The sequence below is a fragment of the Limosilactobacillus kribbianus genome (genome assembly GCF_026413145.1).
Taxonomy (GTDB): Bacteria; Bacillota; Bacilli; order Lactobacillales; family Lactobacillaceae; genus Limosilactobacillus; species Limosilactobacillus kribbianus.
On record NZ_JAOVYZ010000034.1, the window covers coordinates 1 to 20,601 of the forward strand.

Sequence of the window (20,601 nt, forward strand, 5' to 3'; positions counted from 1 at the left end):
AATCAATTGGTATCTGAATTCCCGGCCACTTAAATGTCTTAACTGGCGCACACCAATCGAGATCTTCCTGCTTAATTTACGTCATTAAATTCGTTCAAGTTATTTCTTGCAATCTGCCATTTGAAAACTTTAGTGACGTTAAGGCATTAGTCTACTATGGCATTGTAGATCTTTTCTTTAGGGACGCTGGTAGCAATTGGGGGCACGCAAAGAACTTTGCAGATAAAGGCCACGAATATGTGGCAACCGCTCCTACAAATTTAGTAACATCTCATACTGAAACTGAGTACGATAGTAATAATAATCTTGTCCAGGTAACTATTCGAGAAGATTGTCTAGATTGGCACTATGACTTCCCATCTCGAGGTTCAAGCGTTGATTCAAGCCAAGACATCCCATTAGCTGAGAAAGACAATGCTGAAAATACTATTCAATCTGTTAAAGCTGCCGTGGCAAAAGCTAGTCAAGAAGTTGAACAAGCTAATCAAAATAAGTTAAATGCCCAAAAGGAACTCACTGCTGCTTCTAATGATTTTGAAGCAAGTAAGTCTGTTGTCGAAAAGGCAACTAATACACTAAAGGCGGCTAATGATAAACTTACTCAAGATCAAGAAGCATTGCAAAAATTGCAACATAACAAGACCGCTGCAGATTGGCAAAAGGACGTGGACACTGCCAAGGCAAATCTAGCAAGTGCCAAGAGCAATGCTGCTAAGGCCGCTGATGCGCTGTCGAAAGCCCAAGCAAAGCTAAAGACTGCCCAAGATAATTTAGATACACTCAAGAAGCAGGCGCAGCAAGCCCAAGACAAAGTCACCCTCGCCAAGCAAAACTTGCAAAGGGCTAAAGACAACCTGGCCAAGCTAGAAGCAGCTACTTCCTCCGCTGCTAAACCAAGTTCCGGTGCTGCCTCTAGTGCTTCATCCTCCGCTGCTAAGCCAGGTTCCAGTGCTGCCTCCAGCGCTTCGTCCTCGGCCGCTAAACCGGGATCCAGTGCTGCTTCTAGTGCTTCATCTTCCGCTGCTAAACCGGGATCCAGTGTTGCTTCTTCTGCCGCTAAGCCAGGATCCATTGCTGCCTCCAGCGCTGCTTCCTCCGCTGCTAAGCCAAGTTCCAGCGCTGCTTCTAGTGCTGCTTCCTCCGCTGCTAAGCCAGGTTCCAGTACCGCTTCCAGTGCTTCATCCTCAGCTGCTAAGCCAAGTTCCAGTGCTGCCTCTAGTGCTTCGTCTTCCGCCGCTAAACCGGGATCCAGCGCTGCCTCCAGTGCTGCTTCCTCCGCTGCTAAGCCATCATCAAGTGCTGCCTCTAGTGCTGCTTCCTCCGCTGCTAAGCCAAGTTCCAGTGCTGCCTCTAGCGCTTCGTCTTCCGCCGCTAAACCGGGATCCAGTGCTGCCTCCAGCGCTTCGTCCTCCGCTGCTAAACCGGGATCCAGTGCTGCTTCTAGTGCTTCATCCTCAGCTGCTAAGCCATCATCAAGTGCTGCCTCCAGTGCTGCTTCTTCTGCCGCTAAGCCAGGATCCAGTGCTGCCTCCTCAGCTGCTGAACCAAGTTCCAGTACTGCTTCTAGTGCTTCGTCCTCCGCTGCTAAGCCATCATCAAGTGCTGCTTCCAGTGCTTCATCTTCCACTGCCGAACCATCATCCAGCGCAAGTTCAACGGTTACTGAACCAGAATCCACCGTTGCATCCAACGCTAGCTCGACAGCCGTAAAACCAGGTTCCGCCGCTGTTACCAGCACCGCTTCAGCTGCCGCAACTGAGACCGTTGCAACGCCAACCAAAACTCACGCCGCAATGGTAAGCCAGTCCGCCGCTGTCGTATCAGCCGCACCGAAGAACCAGGCTGCCGAGCAGCAACAACTGCCACAAACTGGTAATCACCAGTCTGCTGCCGTCGTTGTACTCGGGGTGGTTGCTGCCATGTTTGGCTTTGGCCTTGCTGCTAAAAAACGGCAATACTAATTACAAATTCTTTCTTTAAACTACTAAAGGAGACCAGTGAAAATTTCCACTGATCTCCTTTTTTATTGACTCTATTTCTTTGTTCGGGACCGCTTAGCTTTCTTGGCCGCGTGCTCAGCCATTCGCCTCTCGTCGCGTTCCAGCATTTCCTTGAGGTACTTGCCAGTGTAGCTGCCCTTTACTTGGGCCACCTCTTCCGGCGTCCCGGTGGCGACCACCTGGCCACCGCCTTCACCGCCCTCGGGACCGAGGTCGATCAGCCAGTCCGCGGATTTGACCACGTCGAGTTCGTGCTCAATCACTAGAACCGTGTTGCCAGCGTCAACCAGGCGCTGTAAAACGGCCAACAGGCGCTTAATGTCATCCATGTGCAGCCCGGTCGTCGGCTCATCTAGAATGTAGAAGGACTTGCCGTGGGACTGCCGGTGCAATTCGGCCGCCAGCTTCATCCGCTGGGCCTCCCCACCGGACAGGGTCGTCGCTGGTTGGCCCAAGTGGACGTAGCCAAGGCCGACATCCTCGATCGTCTGGAGCTTGCGCCGGATCTTCGGAATGGCGTGGAAGAACTTCAGGGCCTCGGACACCGTCATGTTGAGCACGTCAGCGATGTTCTTGCCCTTATATTCAACCTCCAGGGTCTCGGAGTTGTAGCGGGTGCCGTGACAAACCTCGCACGGCACGTAGACGTCGGGCAGGAAGTTCATCTCGATCTTGATGATCCCGTCCCCGTGGCAGGCCTCGCAGCGACCGCCCTTGACGTTGAAACTAAAGCGGCCCTTGGTGTAGCCACGCATTTTGGCCTGATTTGTCTGGGCGAAGAGCTCCCGGATATCATCGAAGACCCCGGTGTAGGTGGCCGGGTTGCTCCGTGGCGTCCGGCCGATCGGTGACTGGTCGATGTTGATCACCTTTTCGATGTTCTTCACGCCCGAGATCGCCCGATACTTGCCCGGCTTGGCAGAGTTGTTGTTCAGCTTCTGCGCCAGGACCCGCTTAAGTATCATGTTGACCAGGGTTGACTTGCCGGAGCCGGAAACCCCGGTGACGCAGATAAACTTGCCGAGTGGGAAGTCGACGTCAATGTCCTTGAGGTTGTTGGCCGCCGCCCCCTTCAGAATGATGTGCTTGCCGTTGCCGGCCCGTCGCTCCGTCGGCACCTCGATCATCTTCTTGCCGGAAAGGTACTGACCGGTCAGCGACTTGCGGGAGCGCATGATCTGCTTTGGCGTCCCGGCCGCCATCACTTTACCACCGTCCTCACCGGCGCCCGGGCCGATGTCGATGATGTAATCGGCCGCCCGCATCGTGTCCTCGTCGTGCTCGACGACGATCAGGGTATTGCCGAGGTCCCGCATCGCCTTCAGTGAGGAAATCAGCCGGTCGTTGTCCCGCTGGTGCAGCCCGATCGACGGTTCATCCAGAACGTACATGACCCCGGACAGGTTCGAACCGATTTGGGTAGCCAGACGAATCCGCTGGGCCTCCCCACCGGAGAGGGTCCGCGCCGACCGGCTGAGCGTCAGGTAGTCGACCCCAACGTTTTGCATGAAGGTCAGCCGGTCGAGGATCTCCTTGAGAATTGGCCGGGCGATCTGCTCGTTTTGCTCCGACAGCTTGACGTTCTTGAAGAATTCAATTTCCTTGCTGATCGGCAGCTCGGAGACTTCCCCGATGTTTTCACCGTCAATCTTGACTGCCAGTGCCCGCTGGTTGAGCCGGTAACCGTGACAGGCCGGGCACGGCAGCTCGGTCATGTATTTGCGCATCTGTTCGCGGGTGAAGTCCGAATTAGTCTCTCGGTAGCGCCGGCTGATGTTGTTGATGACCCCCTCAAAAGGTACGTCGACATCCCGGACGCCACCGAAATCGTTCTCGTAGTGGAAGTGGAAGGTCGTGTCACCATTGCCGTAGAGAACCTGCTGTTGCTGTTTCTTCGGCAACTTGTTGAACGGCGTATCCATGTCAATCCCCACCGACTGGCAGAATTGTTCCAACAGTTCTGGATAGTATTGGGAAGAAATCGGGTTCCACGGTGCCATGGCGCCCTCGCGCAGGGTCTTCGTCCGATCTGGAACCACCAGGTCAACGTCGACCTCGAGCTTGGAGCCGAGGCCTTCGCAGGCCGGGCAGGCACCGATTGGGGCGTTGAATGAGAAGAGCCGTGGCTCTAGTTCGCCGACCGTAAAGCCACAGATCGGGCAGGCATATTTTTCGGAAAATGGAATTGACTCGCCGCCGATCACGTCGGCAATGGCGTACCCGTCGCTCAAACGCAGCGCCGCCTCGAAGGATTCAAACAGACGGGAGCGAATGCCGTCCTTGACGATGATCCGATCGATGACGACGTTAACGGTGTGCTTCTTGTTCTTGTCCAGCTCCGGAACCTCATCCAGGTCATAGGTCTCACCGTCGACCTGGACCCGGACAAAGCCCTCTCGCTTGATCTGCTCGAAGACCTTCTTCTGGGTCCCCTTCTTGTCGCGGACGATCGGTGACAGCACCTGGAGCCGCGTCCGTTCCGGCAGCTTTAAGATCCGGTCCACCATCTGGTCCGGGGACTGGCTGGTGATCGGAATGTGGTCGTTTGGACAGATTGGCGTCCCCGCCCGCGCCCAGAGCAGCCGCAGGAAGTCGTTGATCTCGGTGACCGTCCCGACCGTCGACCGCGGGTTGTGCGAGGTCGTCTTTTGATCGATCGAAATCGCCGGGGAAAGACCGTCGATCGAATCGACGTCGGGCTTGTCCATCTGGCCCAGGAACTGGCGGGCGTAGGCGGAGAGGCTCTCAACGTACCGCCGCTGCCCCTCGGCATAGAGGGTATCAAAGGCCAGGGAGCTCTTTCCCGAACCCGAAAGCCCGGTGATCACCACCAGCTTGTTCTTCGGAATCGTCACGTCGATGTTCTTTAGGTTGTGGGCGCGGGCCCCGTGAATCACAATTTTATCGTTTGCCATGCTATCCCCCTCTATTGATTGCCAACTTTTTTCGTCTTTTTGCCACTCATCTGGGCCTTGAGCTCCATGACGGTATCACGCAGCGTGGCCGCCTGCTCGAAGTCGAGCCGCTTGGCCGCTGCCTGCATCTGCTCGGTCAACTCGTCGATCATGTTCTGCTGAGCACTCTTTGAGAGCTTGGCGAAGTCCTTGGTCGTAAACTCGGTTGAGTCCTCCTGTTCGCCAGTATCCTCCGTCTTAGTAGTGGCCGTGATCGCCTCCTGGATCGGTTTGATGATCGTCTTCGGGGTAATCCCGTGATCCTGGTTGTACTTCATCTGGATGGCCCGCCGCCGCTTGGTCTCGTCGATCGCCTTTTGCATCGATTCCGTAACCGTGTCGGCATACATGATGACCGCCCCGTGTTCGTTCCGGGCGGCCCGACCAATCGTCTGGATCAGCGAGCGTTCGTTGCGCAAAAAGCCTTCCTTGTCGGCATCGAGAATCGCCACCAGGGAAACTTCTGGTACGTCCAGGCCCTCCCGCAAGAGGTTGATCCCGACCAGGACGTCAAACTTGCCTAAGCGCAGGTCCCGGATGATCTGGGTCCGCTCCAGGGTCTTGATGTCGGAGTGAAGGTACTTCACCTTCAGCCCGAGGTCCTTCAGATAGTCGGTCAAATCTTCGGACATTTTCTTGGTCAAAGTCGTCACGAAGACCCGCTCGTGACGCTCGATCCGTTTGTTGATCTCGCCGACCAGGTCATCGATTTGGCCCATTACCGGCCGCACCTCGATCGTCGGGTCAAGCAGGCCGGTTGGTCGAATGATCTGCTGGACGACGTGATCGGTCTGTTCCATTTCGTACGGGCCCGGCGTGGCGGACATGTAGACGACCTGGTTGACGTGCTGCTCAAACTCCTTGAGCTTCAGCGGCCGGTTGTCGAGGGCACTCGGCAGCCGGAAACCGTAGTCGATCAGCATCTGCTTGCGGGCGCGGTCACCATTGTACATTCCCCGCACCTGGGGCATCGTCTGGTGGGACTCGTCGACCACCATTAGGAAGTCCTTCGGGAAGAAGTCCAGCAGGGTGTACGGCGGCTCCCCCGGTTTGCGTCGATCCATGTAGCGTGAGTAGTTCTCAATCCCGTTGACGTAGCCGACTTCGCGCATCATCTCAATGTCAAAGGTCGTCCGCTGCTGGATTCGTTCCGCTTCCAGCAACTTGCCCTCGTCGGTGAACTTCTTAACCTGCTTTTTCATGTCGGCCTCGATCTCCGGTAGGGCCAGGTCCATGATGTCCTCGTTGGTCATGAAGTGGGTCGCCGGGAAGATTGAAACCTCCTGGCGGTCGCCCTTGACCTCCCTCGTCAGCGCGTCAACTTCCCGGATCCGGTCGATCTCGTCACCGAAGAATTCGATCCGCAGCGCCGTCTCACCGTGGGAGGCTGGAAAAATCTCGACCACGTCGCCGTGAACCCGGAAGCGGCCCCGCTGAAAGTCAATGTCGTTGCGGTCATACTGGATCGTCACCAGCTGGCGCAAGAGAAAGTCACGTTCGATCTGTTGGCCGACGTGGAGGGAAATCACGCTGTTCTGGTATTCGTTTGGATTCCCCAGGCCGAAGATACTGGAAACTGAGGCAACCACGATCACGTCGTTGCGTTCCAGCAATGCCGTAGTGGCGGCGTTCCGCAGCTTATCGATCTCGTCGTTGATTGAAGCGTCCTTTTCGATGTAGGTATCGCTGGACGGCACGTAGGCTTCCGGCTGGTAGTAGTCATAGTAGGAAACGAAGTACTCGACCGCGTTGTTGGGGAAAAACTTCTTCATTTCACCGTAGAGCTGACCGGCTAGGGTCTTGTTGTGGGAAAGGATCAGCGTCGGCTTATTGACGTTGGCGATCACGTTGGAAATCGTGAAGGTCTTCCCCGTCCCGGTCGCCCCCAGCAAGATCTGGGCCTTCTCACCATCCTGGATCCCCTTGGTGAGCTGGGCAATGGCTTCCGGCTGATCACCAGTCGGCTGATAGTCAGAAACAAGGTCAAATTTTCGATCAGGTTGTCGATAAATCAATGACAAATCCCCCTTATTTTTCCGTATACAAGCAAGGCGGTGGGACAGAACTCGCTTGTGAGTTTCTCTTCCCACTCCCGTCAACGCGAAGCTAGCCTATCCTGGTGGGCGTTGATTTCTCACCGCTCAGAATAGCTTCGCGTCGCAGCCAGCTACCGCGCTGTAACATTTATAGCTATACGACAGCAAAAAGGCCGGGTCAATTCCCAGCCTTTTATTTAATTACAATTTAGTTTATCACCCAAACATGCATTCGTCTATTGATCAGCACAGCGAAATACCGCTCATCAATCAGTCCAGCTAATTGTGTTTTTTCCCGAAGCGGGAGCGAAGGCGACCGAAGAAGCCGTTACTTGACTGCGGCTGGTTTTCCTTTGCCGGTTTCTTTGAAGCAGCAGTAGTTTCGGTAGTTTCGGAAACCGGGGACTGTTCGGCCGAATCCAGATTCTGCTCCGAAGCAACCTCAGTCGGCGCGGTTGGCGTGGACTTTTGAACGGTACCCTGCGGAACGGCCTGCTGGCTAGTCGGGATCTGCTGCGACGTTTCAGCCTCCGAAGCAACGGCCTTGGCGGGCTTTTGCTGGGGGCTTGCTGGTGCCGTGGAAACCGGCTGCTCAACCTCATCCTTTGTCTGCCGATTACGGTAAACGATCTTCGTATCAGCGCTGAGATCGCTCGGGCTGACCGTCGACGTCTCCGCTGAATAGCCCGGAATGAACGGAAGCTGTTCGGTTGTCATGATCGTCGTGGGATCGAGCGGGTCGTTAGCGTACCGCGGGTGGTCGACCCGGGGGAAGGGTTGATCTTGCTCGTCAACTGGAATCACGCGACCCAGAGCATAGTAAACAACCGTGTAGCGCAGATCGAACGGGATCGCTTTAGGCTCACGCAGGACCCTTCGATTAGTGTAGTAACCCTGCACAACTGGAACGGGCACATCCCGGTAGTGACTGGCCGACGAAAACCATTGGGCCCGTGGATTAATGATCTTCCCCGTTACCAGATCAACCTTAATGGTCCGCGTCCAGTGCGAGCGCTGGACCCGATCCTTGCACAGCCGGTGCCCGTAAAGATTGATAAAGTTGACCGTATAGGAAAAGTCCCGGTCGTAGGCATCCTGCCCTGGCCAGGTCGGCCCGGCCGGATCATTGGGATTGATCGGCCCGCCACCTTCTTGCGGCATGTCAACGCTGACGAGCTTGGTGCCGTGCTCCAGCGTAACCTTGAAGTCCTGCTGCATCCCTGCACTGGCACGGTACTTGGCGTCGGCGAGGAAAGTGTTGCCGACCAGCCGGTAGCCGCGATCGCGGTAGTACTGGATCCGCTGATCCGGTGTATAAGTAATCTTCGTCTCAACACCCCCGCTGACCTTGTCCGTTGCTAGCGTGGTGCCGGTGGTCGAATCAAGATAGGAAATGACAGCCCGGCGGATATCACGCTGATACTTCACAAGGGTGTTTTCGCCGGCCACGCTCGGGCTAATCGTCTTGTCTTCCGTCTTATAACCAGCAATTTGTGGCAGCGCTTCGTTTGGCAGCACTTTCGTCGGGTCCTTGGGGTCGTTGGTATAGGGAATCCCCGCCGTCAATGGCTGACCGGCTTCGTCAACCGGAATGATCTTCCCTACTGGCCGGTAAATCACCTTTTGATTAATCTCCTGCATTGCCCTTTCTTCGCCCTTGACCACCGTTTGGTCGGCATAGTAGCCCTTAATCACTGGAACGGTCACGTCGGCATAGCGTTGCCGGGTGCAGCTCCAGGGCTCGTCTTTATTGAAAATCTTGCCGGTCACCAGATCCACCGTCAACTGACGCGTCCACGTAGAGCGCTGCTGGCTGGACTGGGCCAGCGGCGAACCGGTGGCGGTCACAAAGTAAACCGTCTTGGTGTAATCACGCCAATACTGGTCCCGGGCCACTCCCAGCTTCTCAATTGCCGGATCAAGCTGTTCCTGGGGCTTGATGACCGCCCGGCCGTGTTTGAGAATCACCGCGTAGGTCTGGTCGCCGTTTTGATACTTTGCGCTTGCTGGCAGCCCGTTCGCCACCAGTTGGTAACCCTGCTGCCGGTAATCCGCAGAGTGCGCCTCCAGGTCAAAAGCAATCTTTTGCCCAGCAGTCCCTCGCAATTGCAGCTGCTTGATTTCCTTTCCCGTGTCCTGATCAAAGTACCGTACCATCGCCACTTGCGCCGGCTCAAGTGGCTTTTCCATTTCATCTGCCAATATCTGCCCCTCCACTTCCACTGCACGATTTCATAATAATCCTAACCTTCAGTTTAGCATTATTTTAGCCACTTTCCCGCCTAATTTTGCAAGTTTTTTAGACAAAAAACAAAAGCGCCCGCACGAATCAAAACAGATTCACGCACGCGCTTGTCAAACTTATTCTTGGTAAAGCCTTTCCTTCTTCAGGAAGTCCGCCCACCGCTTGCGAACATTTTCAAATGAATACTTTGCGGCAGCCTCTTGAGCATGGGCCGAATACTGGCGCAACAGATCATGGTTTTGTAAAAGCTCCGCCAGGGTTACGTAGAGGGCGTGCATGTCACCCGCCGGCAGCAGGCGGCCACTTTCCCCATCCTTGATGATCTCCGCCGGGCCATAGTTGATGTCGTAACTAACCGCTGGGCAGCCGTGCCCCTGCGCTTCCAGCAGGGCCATTGCAAAGCCCTCGTAAGAACTGGTCAAAACCTCCACCGCCGCGGTTTCATAGACCGCCGTCAGGTCGTGTTCATAGCCGCAGAAATGAATATAGTCACCGGCCTGTTTGTCCTTAACCAGCCGTTTCAGGTGGGTCGAAGTCGCGTAGTTGTTCCAACTGTCATCGAAGCCATAAATTTTCAGGTCCACCACCGGGAACTTCTCGTGCAGCGTGATCACCGTGTTGATCAGGTGATCCAGCCGTTTGACGTTCGTCAGCCGGGCCACCGCAATGATCTGCCCCCGCTTCCGCTGTTCAAACGGGATGTGCTTTAACAACAGCCCTTGGTCGAGGTAGGTCACCGGGATCCCGTAGCTAGCAGCAGTATCAAAGCGTTTTCCGGCTTCCGTGGTCTCTTGCTGCGTTGCCGAAATCAGCCCCCGCAGGAACTTTTTGTCCAGCATCTCCTTGATCCCGTCATAAACGGTAAAGAGCTTGCCATCCGGCTGACCATTTTCGGTAAAGGCGGAGTGGAAGACCTGGTAGCGAGGAATCAAATACTTCATCTTCTTAAAGGCCTTGAACGTGTAGTCAGACCGGTCGCTGATGAAGCAGGCGTGGGGATCGTCCTCCACCAACTGGTCCAGGAAGTAGGCCCGTAGATCGTCCTCGGTGTCGAAGCTGACCACCTGGCCGCGGTCGGCAAGGCGAATCATTGTCAGCACCGGCTGGTTATTGTCGCCACCACGGTAATAATAGATCAGCTTGGGGTTCCCCTGCCCATCGTAGTACTGCCGAGTCACGACCCGTCCCCGGTCCTCATAAAATTCACTGTGAGACCGGCAGCCGCAATCGTAAAAGTCCCGCTGGTCCAGGAAGCCGAAGCGGTCCAGATAGTCGATGTAGTAGATGCGCCGTTGGTCATTATAGACGACCTGCACCCGCTTCTTGTCCCCCGCGTAGGCCGCGTGTTCTGCTTCGTGCACCACAAAGCCTGACTGGTGCAGGATTAACTGGGCCAGCTGGCCATCCGAGCGGGCATCGAAAACCCGGTAAGGCAGCTTTTGAAAATATTGAAAAAGGTTGATCACCCGGCCACCAACATCCAACTTCTTTTCGACTTCCCGGTGGGCAAAGTTGTAAGCGAGGGTAACAATTGTCGCCGGCTGGTGAAGGCTGTCAAAGATTCGCAGCCGTTTCACCTGCGCCAATTCGATCGCCGAGGTCAGGAGATCCTGTCGACTGGTAATAAAGTAATTCATCGCTATCTTCCTTTCTCACGGTGCAGAGCTTAGTTATAGAATGCCTCAAAGACGCTCTCAATCAGGGCCCGCTTGGTAAAGTAGCCGTTGCGAATCAGGCTGCCAAATTGATCTGCCGCACTCGCCAGCGGCCGATATTGCTTGGATGTCATTGCGTACACCTGCTCCATGGCATCTTCGAGCGTCTTGACGACTAGCCCCAGGTGCTTGCGCCGTACTAGCGCTGCCACCGGATTCCACTCCTGAACAATAATCGGCAAGCCCGCCGCCAGATAGGTGCTGAGCTTATAGGAGCAATCCATCTTCATGTACTCCACGAGGTTATCGTCGTTGGTACCCCAGACCAGGCCAAAACCGCCATCGCGCCGGAGCGTACTCAAGAGGTCCGGGTCGTTATACCAGCCGGCGTACTTAACGTGTTCGGGGTTTGCCAGTGGTTTGCTTGGCTGCTTGGCAAAGACCCGCAGATCGACCTTGTCTGTCGTCCACTGGTCCAAGAAGCCGAATTTGGCCGGATTGCCGGCGAAGTTGACCAGCGGCCGGTACTTGACCTCCTGGCGCCAGTCAATGTTGGCCGGGTGATCCCACATCTGCTGAATGATGATGTTTTTCACCTTCAGCCCCTCCTTACGCAGGACATCCGCCATGCGCTGGGTCGGCAAGATGATGACGTCGGCCATATTATAAACACGCAACCAGTCCTTCATCAGGTAGCGGTTGCTGGCAAACATCAACGGGATCACGTCATGAACAAAGATCACCTTTTTAACGTCCCGGTAAAGGGAAACCTTCGCCATCAGCATCGTCTCCCATTCCACCGAGTTCCAGGTCGGAGTCTGCAGGATGAAGACATCCCCCGCCCCCAGCGAGGCTAAGATCCCGTCCTGACGCGCCGAAAGCTCGCCCGGTTTTTCACCCGTCTGATCGTAAAAGTAGATCCCGGTACTTTGATAATTTAAGTCGTGCTCCGCAAAATCGGCCACCATGTTTTGGGCAATCTAGGCAGTGCTGGTTGGCGACATCCCGTATAAGTTTGTGATATGTACTTCCAAGTTTCCTCCCCCTAACCTTGGTAAATCATTGGCAGCAGCATTACTACCAGAACAATCAACAGGACGATCACCATGATAAATTGAAAGAATTTCGGGCCTTCCGGACGCTTCTTGTAGACCTTCCGCCGCTCCTTTTCAACATTATCGAGGCGCTTAAAGGCGTGCTCCTCAACTAGGGTTTGATCGTCAGTATGTTTTTCTGGTTCAGCCATTGTAAATCGCTCCTAATCCATCGTGAAATTCCTTGGGCAGGACCTCGCTGGCTTCCTTGCGCTGGTCGTCGATTAACTGCTTCATCAGCTTCGGATTGACCAGGGCAGCCAAGACCTTTCGGGCCAGCTGCTGGACGTCCTTCTCCTGGTAAACATTGGCCGGCAGGACTAACTTTGGCCGGTGCAGGGTATCGGCAAAGCCCAAGATTAGCATATTCTGCTCAAAAGCCCCCATCACTGCATCGAGAATCTCGGCGCCGTGGTTGATGTCGAGGTAGATATCACAGCCCTTAACCAGCTGCTGGATCTGCCGGTCACTAGCCCGTGGGTAGAGTTTCACGTTGTCGTAGCGATTCATCGCCAGCAACTGGTCGGACATGTTCGTCAGGGCCACGATGTGGAAAGTCACCTTCGGCAGCATCTGGATCAGCTGCGGTAGTTGTTCGATCTGATCGGAATTGGTCATGATCAGTGCCTGTGGCCGCAAAGCATTGCCGCGCGGGTGCGGATAGGTCACCCCCAAATAGCGGAAGTCGACGTGGCCGTCCTGGGGCAACTGGGCATGCAGCCGCTGCCAGTCACGGTAATTTTGAAAGACAACGTGCTTGGTCCGGGTCGCATTCTCGACCAGATACTGCATGTTGCCGGGCAATTCATCCCCCGTGGGCTCATCCCAAAACAGGGTGTCTTCACCGCCCGCCGGCAAGCCCATGGCAACCTGGAGACTGATGTTGAGCGTATTATAAAAGACCCGTTCCAGCTGATAGTGCCGAAGTTCAAGGTAGTAAACCACCAGTGCCGCCATGGTCGGAAAGTGACGGTGCGTGCCCTGGTAGTCCAGGAAGAGGTCACCGGTGATCAAGTTTTCCGTCAGCACGACCGCTCCTTTTCGCGAATAGAACTGCTGGACGCTCGGGTGGCCATTGGCGTAGACCACCTTGGCAAAACGCTGACCGTGCTGATTATACCGGTCTACCCAGGCGATCTGCCAGGTCGTCGTCAGCATATCGCTCACCGGTGTCTCCACGGTGATGGAAACATCATTAGAAAGCTGGTCACTGAAGTTAACGGTAATATTGTCAACCAGTTGTGCTGGGACCAGGGTCTCCTTGTCGCCATTCTGCATCCAGAGGTGCTGGATCCCCACGGTCATCGACTTGCTCTCGGTCGAATTGTGGGCCTGAACCTGCTCTTCTTCTGGAACGTACTTAACCGGAATGACAATGCCAGAGGTGTAAGTGTGATCACCAATTACCAGGTCATTCTGTGGCTTATAAGTGGTGATATTCTTCTGGTGCGAATAACCAATCAGGGTTAAGGCATCCTTGTTCAGAGAATACCAACGCAGATTGAGGTTCAGTTGTGGCGCCTTAAAGTTCTTAATGGCGTCATTGAACTGCAGCCGATAATAAGTATAGTTCTGGCTGCCCTCTTTTTCGACAGTCCCGACCTGCGTGCCGTTGACGGTTATTGGGATACTGTCGGCAGCGCTGATGCTGTAGTTAGCGTAACGGCCATCTGCCGTCGGTGCCCCGTACTTCACGTCAAGGTAGTCGCCACTCTTGATCTGTTGCGGGTTCAGGTTGAGCGTCAGGTTTAAGTTGACGTAGCCCTTCTCCCCGTCGTTTTGACCATTGACGGTCGTGGCCTTGTAATTCTTTACCTGATAAGCGCTGTCGCTGATCGCCTGACCAGTCGTTTGCTGCTGGGACTGATTTTGATTGGTCGTCGCCTGAGTCATCGTTGCGGGCGTCTGCTGGACCGTTGTTGTATTCGATGGGTTCGACGTGCGCAGAGTCGTCGTCGCCTGTTGCGATTGCGTCTGCGAGCTGACCTCATTGACGTCCTCGCCCTCTTGCGTCGACGTATTCGTGTCGGCCTGAGCAGCGTTGGCAGCACCAACATATAAGGAAGTCCCTAATAAAATCGAGGCCGCCCCAACTGACAGCTGACGGATACCCTTTTTCTTAAGCCCTTCTGTGGACTTTGTTAAATCTTTTTTGCTAGATACCACGTTAATCCTCCCCTTTACAATTAACTAGTAACTCCTCACAACCATCTCGCGATGACCTCCACTAATATAGAAAAGTTAGCGAATGATAAGTGCAGATATCTTCTATACACTCTCTAGGATAACACTTTTAGTCATAAAAGTTTATAAGCATTTTAATAAAATTATCTTTGACTATTCATAATTCCCGTGTCTATCTTGCATTTTAAATAATATCTAGTTTTTTATTATTATTTTTATTTAAAATTGATAATTCGCTGATCACCAGGTGTTATTTAATGGAAATAACACCTACACGGTTAAGCTGATCCACGGAACGAAGACCGTTAACTCTATGGCAATTAAGAAGCGGACAATCAACATCACTTATCCGGCAAAGCACCCAGTTAACGGTAAGACTAGTGACAGCGTCATCCAAAGCGTTTCCTTGAGTGAAACGGGGACCGAGGACCTCGTTACCGGTACTTCAACTTGGAATAATGACTGGAACACTGGTAAGTGGGAATCCTACACGCCAACGAGTATTGTCGGTTACAAGCCAAGCACAACAAGCGTTCCTGAAGAAGCCGTTACGCACGATACCGCAGACGCTACGGTTAACATCACCTACAATCCTAAACCAGCCAAGACTGACATCGTTTACATCGATGAAGATGCCAATAATAAGCAACTTGGTTTACCAATAACACTTGAAGGTCACACTGATGATAGTATCGACCAACATTGCAGTACCGAGTGGTTACACCGATTACTACACAATTGACACATCGAATGGAAAAACTTACCCGAGCAGCGTTAACTTTACCTATAAGGATGACGGTACGGCTGAATATCCAAGCCAAATTACTGTTTACCTGAAGGAAAAACAAATCACGCGAACTGTTGATTATTTGGCGTACATATCACCTATTGACCGATCTAGTAACAGCAGCTTTGATGAATACTTTATTCCAAACGAAAAACCAGTCAAGAAAATATCATTTGACATGAAATTGAAGTATGATCCTATTGATAATACTTTGAAGCTTGTCGACGACACCAATAATCTTAATCTTCGGGGTGATACCCAAGCTTTAACCGATGCTGATTTAGCTAAGGTCACCTTTGATGGTAGTAAGTTGAATGTTCAGAATTATAAAAAATTTGAGGACGGGGATACTGACCCATTGAACAATTACTACTTGCCAGTCACTAAAGCTAGGATTAAGAGTTACGCTAAGAATTTGATTCTTTCAATTGCAAGTAACATTCTACACCCGGAAAATTATAATCCACAAAACTACTATCCTGCTGATGAAAATAAGACACATGTATTAATAGCTTCTGCGCCTCAGAGCGACAACTTCTTTAAGTATGGAGCTGGGGCTGATTGGTCTGATAGCGATCATCGAACAATTGCTATTCAGTATCAATACGCTGGCCAAAGCGGTGTTGCCACTTCCAACGAAAGTCTAGCAATCCCATTAGGTAAGTCTTGCAAGATTATTTACCAGAACATTCCAGATGGTTATGTCCTAACAGGTAATTATCCAATAAGTGCTGCTGTTGATCAGCAGGGCAAGGTAACGCTGACATATAAGAATGGCACTCAAAAAGTTACTCAACCTACAAATAATTCTAATGTGATCAACGTTAATGTGAATGTCGTTCCTAAGGACAGTGTTTTGTTTAAGATTCATTTCTATTCTGCTGATGGCAAAGCTAACACCGATTTTCCAGTCACGCTAATAAAGAATCGGCCATTTGAATTTACAGATACGCATAAATTGCAAGATGAATTCGAACTGAATGCTCCTGGCGTTACTGCTGATTTCTACAAGGTTGATAGTGGTGCTTATCCTACTAGTCTTAGTTACGCAGAAAAAACGGATGGCACAAAGGTTATCGTCTATACCTTTAAGGATGGTCACCAAGAGTATGAGACAGTTGATTCTTCATCAGAGCCAACGCTGAATGTTGAAGTTGTCAAAAATAGTAGTAGCCAGTCGAAGCTGGGGCTGAATATTAAATACCAAACTGATACTGATGTTACTTTTGAAAAGACAATCGATTTGATTAAAGGACAGACTACTGATTTGACGAAGGGTAACCAAAGTTTGCAGCAAATACTTCAATATGCTGTACAAAATATTAACTATGGGGTTGCAAATAAAACTAACTATCAATTAGATGGTAATTATCCAACTAAAGTCCTTTACACAACTTCTGCTGATGGTAAAAATGAGCTTGTTTACACTTATAAGGATGGTACCACGACAACACAAGTTATTGGTTCCGGCGATGCTACATTAGTTGTTGGTATTAAGGAAACGGAAGAAACAAGCGCTTTCCCTACATCAATCGATTTAGCAATTGAATTTGTTACACCTGATGGTAAGACATATCCTCTTCAACAAAAGATAACTGTAACAAAGTCTACTCAAACAGCTTCACAACCAGTTAGAGTATATATAGAGCTAAACAATCTTTTACAAAGTGCAATTCAAGCAGGACAGGTTCCAAGTGGTTATAAATTAAAAGATAGCGTTTATCCTGTGAGTGTGACGTATAGTACCACAACTGACGACGAGATGGATATAATTTATACCAACAATGATGGTAGCAAGAAGACCACTTCTTGGAATAATTTTGATGATAAGACTGGATTTGCTAACTTCAAGACCTTAAAGGTTAACATTGTCAAAAATAGCTAATCGTCAGGTAATTAACGGTAGCTTGGATAAAAGATGCAATAAAGGAGGGAGAAAACAACTCAATAAAATCGAAGGCGCGGATTACCGTTTTGGTAGTCCGCGCCTTTTCGTTTGCTTAACGGCATCCAGCGGTGAAAAATTTCCCGGGAAATTTCGTGCGCTTTGTCACTTTTTCCGTACTTATACATTAGGAGGCTGATTGCCACCGAGCATTTATAAAGGAGGCATGGCGAGGAGCATATCAAGACCAGACCGTGCTGTGCAGTTCAAGGAAGCGACGGACAAGTGGAACCAGCTAACGATCGCCGATGACCGGATGTTTAGCATGGTAATGGAAGATGAGCAGATCTGTTTGGAACTGCTGCGACGAATTTTTCCTAAGCTACCGATTCGACAGGTTAAGCGGGTCGCAATCCAAAAGCAGGTAAATACACCGCTGGATGCGCGAACAATCCGCTTTGATGTTTACGTTCGCGACGACCGGCAGCGAACCTACGTGATTGAGATGCGGGTTGCTAATCGACATAATCTCCCCTATTGGCTCCGCTACTATCAGAGTCAGATGGACCAGGAACTTCTACATCCAGGTGAGGGGGATGAGAAGCTACGCGAACGATCGACCTACGTGATCTTCTTTTGCGATTTTGATTATTATAAGCGCGGACTGCCAGAATATGATTTTGAATGGCGGTGCTTGCAGGATCTGGAACTACCAGCCGGTACCCGTCAGCTGCTGATAGTCTTCAATGCCAGGGCGAAAGACTTTCGTAATAAAATAGGCATAGAAGGATTTCTCCGACTGATGCACAACCAGGTGACGCCGGGAGACCAACTCGTCGAACGAATTAGCCAAAAGATGATGCGGATTAAGCAAGATCCAGAAAGGCGGCGAAATTTTATGAAATACGAGCTCGATTTAATAGATGCGCGGAGTGAGGGTGTGAAGAAGGAATTGAAGCTGCAGCCAAGATGCTGATTGGTATGAGGCTAGACAATGATGCGGTCATCTATCAGCTGATGAATGCTTATCATCTGTCAGCCACAGAAGCACAACGCTATTTGACAAAAGTACGGTAAAATTACGAGACAGCTATGAAGCAGCATTCTTGCTTTATAGCTGTTTTTTAATGGGGTGCAGTGTAACCGCATTGAAAAACAAGCGGCTTGAATCACCGTCATTTGGTAATTCAAGCCGCTGCTTTAACTTATGATATTCCATTTGAATTTGCTTTACCTATAGCAAACAAAAAGCGCAAACTACCTCAATCGGTAATTTACGCTCTTATTTTTGTTAAATTGTTTCATACCTCCCCCTATTAATACTGCTCAAAAAGCTACGAACTTTTCAAACTATATAATTAACTATCCTGAACAATATTAATCTTTAAGATATCTGGATTCGTTGGAGAGCTAATAAAGTACATTTACAGGTTTCTTTATATACGTTTTCATCATAACATTTTTAGATAAAAAAGTTTATATTATCTTCACAATTAATTAGCATTTATTTAGTAATTATTTCAGTTTTTTGACGTAAATATAAAATCCGCTGTATTATAAAAATTACAAATATTGAAAATTACCCCTAATTTATCAATTGAACGGGATTTTGAGCAAACAAAAAAAATCACCCTAGGTGCGATACCTAGAGTGATTTGAGTTTCAATTTTAGCTTATTCTTCAGCGAATGCCTGCAGAGCCTTTTCAAAGTCGGCCAGCTTAGCATTAGCAGCATCGAGGGAGTCGGCGCTCGTGCCGATGTAGAACTTCAGCTTTGGTTCCGTGCCGGATGGACGAATGGCAATCCAGGTTTCATCATCCAGAACGTAACGCAGCACGTTGGATTCTGGAATGCCCAGTTCGCTGACCTTGCCATCGGCAGTCGTCTTGGTGCCCTTGGAGAAGTCCTCGGTAACGACAACCTGGTGACCGGCGAAGTCCTTCGGTGCCTCTTCCCGGAACTTCTTCATCAAGCCCTGTATCTTGGCCGGACCATCAACCCCGGCGTAGGTGTTGGCAATCGTCTTTTCACGGAAGTAACCGTACTTCTTGAAGAGTTCTTGCAGGCCATCGTACAGGGTCATGTTGCGGCTCCGGTAGTAGGCCGCCACTTCGGCCAGCAGGGTCAGGGACTGGATGGCATCCTTGTCCCGAACGAATGGTTTGATCAGATAGCCGTAGCTTTCCTCGAAGCCAAACATGAAGGTGTGATCAGCCTTGCCAGTCTCGTACTGGTGAATCTGGTCGGCAATCCACTTGAAGCCAGTCAGGACGTTGATCATCTTGACACCGTAATCTGCCGCAATCTTGGCTGCGAAGTTGGTAGAAACGATCGACTTAACGGCCGCCGCGTTCTTCGGCAAAGTCCCGGCCTGCTTGTGGGCCTCCAGAATGTAGTGGAGCATGATCGATGCGATCTGGTTCCCGGTCAGCAGTTGGTATTCACCATTCGGTTGACGGACGGCACAACCCAGCCGGTCGGCGTCGGGGTCGGTGGCGATCAGCACGTCGGCATCGATCTGCTTACCAAGCTTGATCGAGCGAACAAAGGCTTCTGAAAATTCCGGGTTCGGGTGTTCCAGACCTGGGAAGTCACCGTTTGGCTGGGCTTCAGTTGGTTCAATCGTAAAGTTGGTGAAGCCGGCCTGGCGCAGGGCCCGTTCACCCAGCATCCGACCAGTCCCGCACAGTGGCGTGAAGACGAACTTCATGTCCTTACCGTATTCCTTGGCCAGTTCAGGGTTGACCGTGACTTCCTTAGCTAATTGCAGGTAGGCGTGGTCGACATCTTCACCCATGACCGTCTCCAGGCCGCTGTTGAGCATTTCCTGTTCGTCAGCCAGCTTGATGTCGAAGATGTCCTTGATGCCCCGGATGTAGCCGGTCATCATGTCGGATTCCTTCGGTGGCATCTGACCACCGTCTTCACCGTAGATCTTGTAGCCGTTGTATTCCTTCGGGTTGTGACTCGCCGTGATCATGATTCCGGCGTAGGTGTGGTTGTGACGAACAGCAAATGACAATTCAGGGGTTGGCCGAACGTTGTCATAGATATAAACCTTAATGCCGTGAGCACCCAGGACCCGAGCAGAATCGTGGGCAAACTGGTAGGAATTGTGACGGGAGTCGTAGCCGATCGCTACCCCCCGGGCCTTGATGTCGTCACCCAGTGATTCCATCAGGGTCGCCAGACCTTCAGTTGCCTGCCGAACTGTGTAGATGTTCATCCGGTTGATCCCGGGACCCATCAAGCCCCGCATGCCGGCCGTCCCAAACGACAGCGGACCGTAAAAGGCGTCTTCGATTTCCTTATCATCGCTTAACCCGTCCAATTCTTGCTTCAGCTTTGGATCGAGATCAGTTTGTTTCTTCCATACTTGGTAAGTATCTTTCCAGCTCACAGTGATGTCCCCTTTACATTTTTCTCTGCCACCAGTATACCGCATTCTGCACCGGCCTGCCGCCTTTACGGCAAAGTTTACTAAAGTTTTACTTGTGCATAAAAAAAGAGCCGCGCTGCAGGCACCAATGTCATTAAGTTAAGCTATTGACATTTGGGATACCAAAAGAGTGAGCCTTTATTTACACAATTTGTGTGAATGAAGGCTCACTCTTTGCTTTAAACAGCGTTGCTTTTTAAAATGGCAGATTGTAAAATTTAAGTTGAACATTTAAGTGGACAGAAAAACCCATCAAGGTCTTTAATGGTGTTACCGTACAATCCATTAGAAAGAAGGACCTTGATGAGCACCACTATTTTA

At 51.4% G+C, this 20,601-nt stretch carries 13 protein-coding genes; 4 read left to right on the forward strand and 9 right to left on the reverse strand.

Annotated elements, in window-relative coordinates; all coding sequences use genetic code 11:
* Positions 1–607: 607 nt before the first annotated feature.
* Positions 608–1,780 carry a hypothetical protein gene (locus OCT58_RS07340; protein ID WP_267202225.1) on the reverse strand — a complete coding sequence of 391 codons (1,173 nt, stop codon included), beginning with the start codon at positions 1,778–1,780 and terminating at the stop codon, positions 608–610.
* Between the two features lie 13 nt (positions 1,781–1,793).
* Here OCT58_RS07340 and OCT58_RS07345 point away from each other — a divergent pair, with 13 nt between their 5' ends.
* Positions 1,794–1,961: an LPXTG cell wall anchor domain-containing protein gene (locus tag OCT58_RS07345; RefSeq protein WP_267202226.1), complete on the forward strand. Its 168-nt coding sequence runs from the start codon at positions 1,794–1,796 to the stop codon at positions 1,959–1,961.
* Positions 1,962–2,032: 71 nt separating this feature from the next.
* On the opposite strand, the gene uvrA is transcribed toward OCT58_RS07345, so the two are convergent.
* The 7 genes from uvrA to gtfB form a co-directional block, all read right to left on the reverse strand.
* On the reverse strand, positions 2,033–4,915 hold the full coding sequence (uvrA, locus tag OCT58_RS07350; RefSeq protein ID WP_267202227.1) for an excinuclease ABC subunit UvrA: 2,883 nt from the start codon (positions 4,913–4,915) through the stop codon (positions 2,033–2,035).
* An 11-nt stretch (positions 4,916–4,926) separates the two neighbouring features.
* Positions 4,927–6,969: an excinuclease ABC subunit UvrB gene (gene uvrB, locus OCT58_RS07355; RefSeq protein WP_267202228.1), complete on the reverse strand. Its 2,043-nt coding sequence runs from the start codon at positions 6,967–6,969 to the stop codon at positions 4,927–4,929.
* Positions 6,970–7,269: 300 nt separating this feature from the next.
* On the reverse strand, positions 7,270–9,192 hold the full coding sequence (locus tag OCT58_RS07360; protein ID WP_267202229.1) for a mucin-binding protein: 1,923 nt from the start codon (positions 9,190–9,192) through the stop codon (positions 7,270–7,272).
* Between the two features lie 159 nt (positions 9,193–9,351).
* Complete coding sequence (locus OCT58_RS07365; RefSeq protein WP_267202230.1) at positions 9,352–10,872, reverse strand: glycosyltransferase; 1,521 nt, start codon at positions 10,870–10,872, stop codon at positions 9,352–9,354.
* Between the two features lie 29 nt (positions 10,873–10,901).
* Positions 10,902–11,858: a glycosyltransferase gene (locus OCT58_RS07370; RefSeq protein WP_267202231.1), complete on the reverse strand. Its 957-nt coding sequence runs from the start codon at positions 11,856–11,858 to the stop codon at positions 10,902–10,904.
* Positions 11,859–11,935: 77 nt separating this feature from the next.
* Positions 11,936–12,136 carry a hypothetical protein gene (locus OCT58_RS07375; protein ID WP_267202232.1) on the reverse strand — a complete coding sequence of 67 codons (201 nt, stop codon included), beginning with the start codon at positions 12,134–12,136 and terminating at the stop codon, positions 11,936–11,938.
* Positions 12,129–14,150: an accessory Sec system glycosylation chaperone GtfB gene (gene gtfB, locus OCT58_RS10430; RefSeq protein WP_267202233.1), complete on the reverse strand. Its 2,022-nt coding sequence runs from the start codon at positions 14,148–14,150 to the stop codon at positions 12,129–12,131. The genes OCT58_RS07375 and gtfB overlap by 8 nt, the downstream gene beginning before the upstream one ends.
* 265 nt (positions 14,151–14,415) lie before the next feature.
* Here gtfB and OCT58_RS07385 point away from each other — a divergent pair, with 265 nt between their 5' ends.
* From OCT58_RS07385 to OCT58_RS07395, 3 genes are all read left to right on the forward strand, one after another.
* Positions 14,416–14,910: a mucin-binding protein gene (locus tag OCT58_RS07385; RefSeq protein WP_267202234.1), complete on the forward strand. Its 495-nt coding sequence runs from the start codon at positions 14,416–14,418 to the stop codon at positions 14,908–14,910.
* Complete coding sequence (locus tag OCT58_RS07390) at positions 14,852–16,840, forward strand: hypothetical protein (RefSeq protein ID WP_267202235.1); 1,989 nt, start codon at positions 14,852–14,854, stop codon at positions 16,838–16,840. Before OCT58_RS07385 ends, OCT58_RS07390 begins: the two co-directional genes overlap by 59 nt.
* A gap of 259 nt (positions 16,841–17,099) precedes the next feature.
* On the forward strand, positions 17,100–17,816 hold the full coding sequence (locus OCT58_RS07395) for an Rpn family recombination-promoting nuclease/putative transposase (protein ID WP_267202236.1): 717 nt from the start codon (positions 17,100–17,102) through the stop codon (positions 17,814–17,816).
* A 697-nt stretch (positions 17,817–18,513) separates the two neighbouring features.
* Here OCT58_RS07395 and OCT58_RS07400 read toward each other — a convergent pair.
* Positions 18,514–20,241 carry a phospho-sugar mutase gene (locus OCT58_RS07400; RefSeq protein WP_267202237.1) on the reverse strand — a complete coding sequence of 576 codons (1,728 nt, stop codon included), beginning with the start codon at positions 20,239–20,241 and terminating at the stop codon, positions 18,514–18,516.
* Between the last annotated feature and the right edge of the window lie 360 nt (positions 20,242–20,601).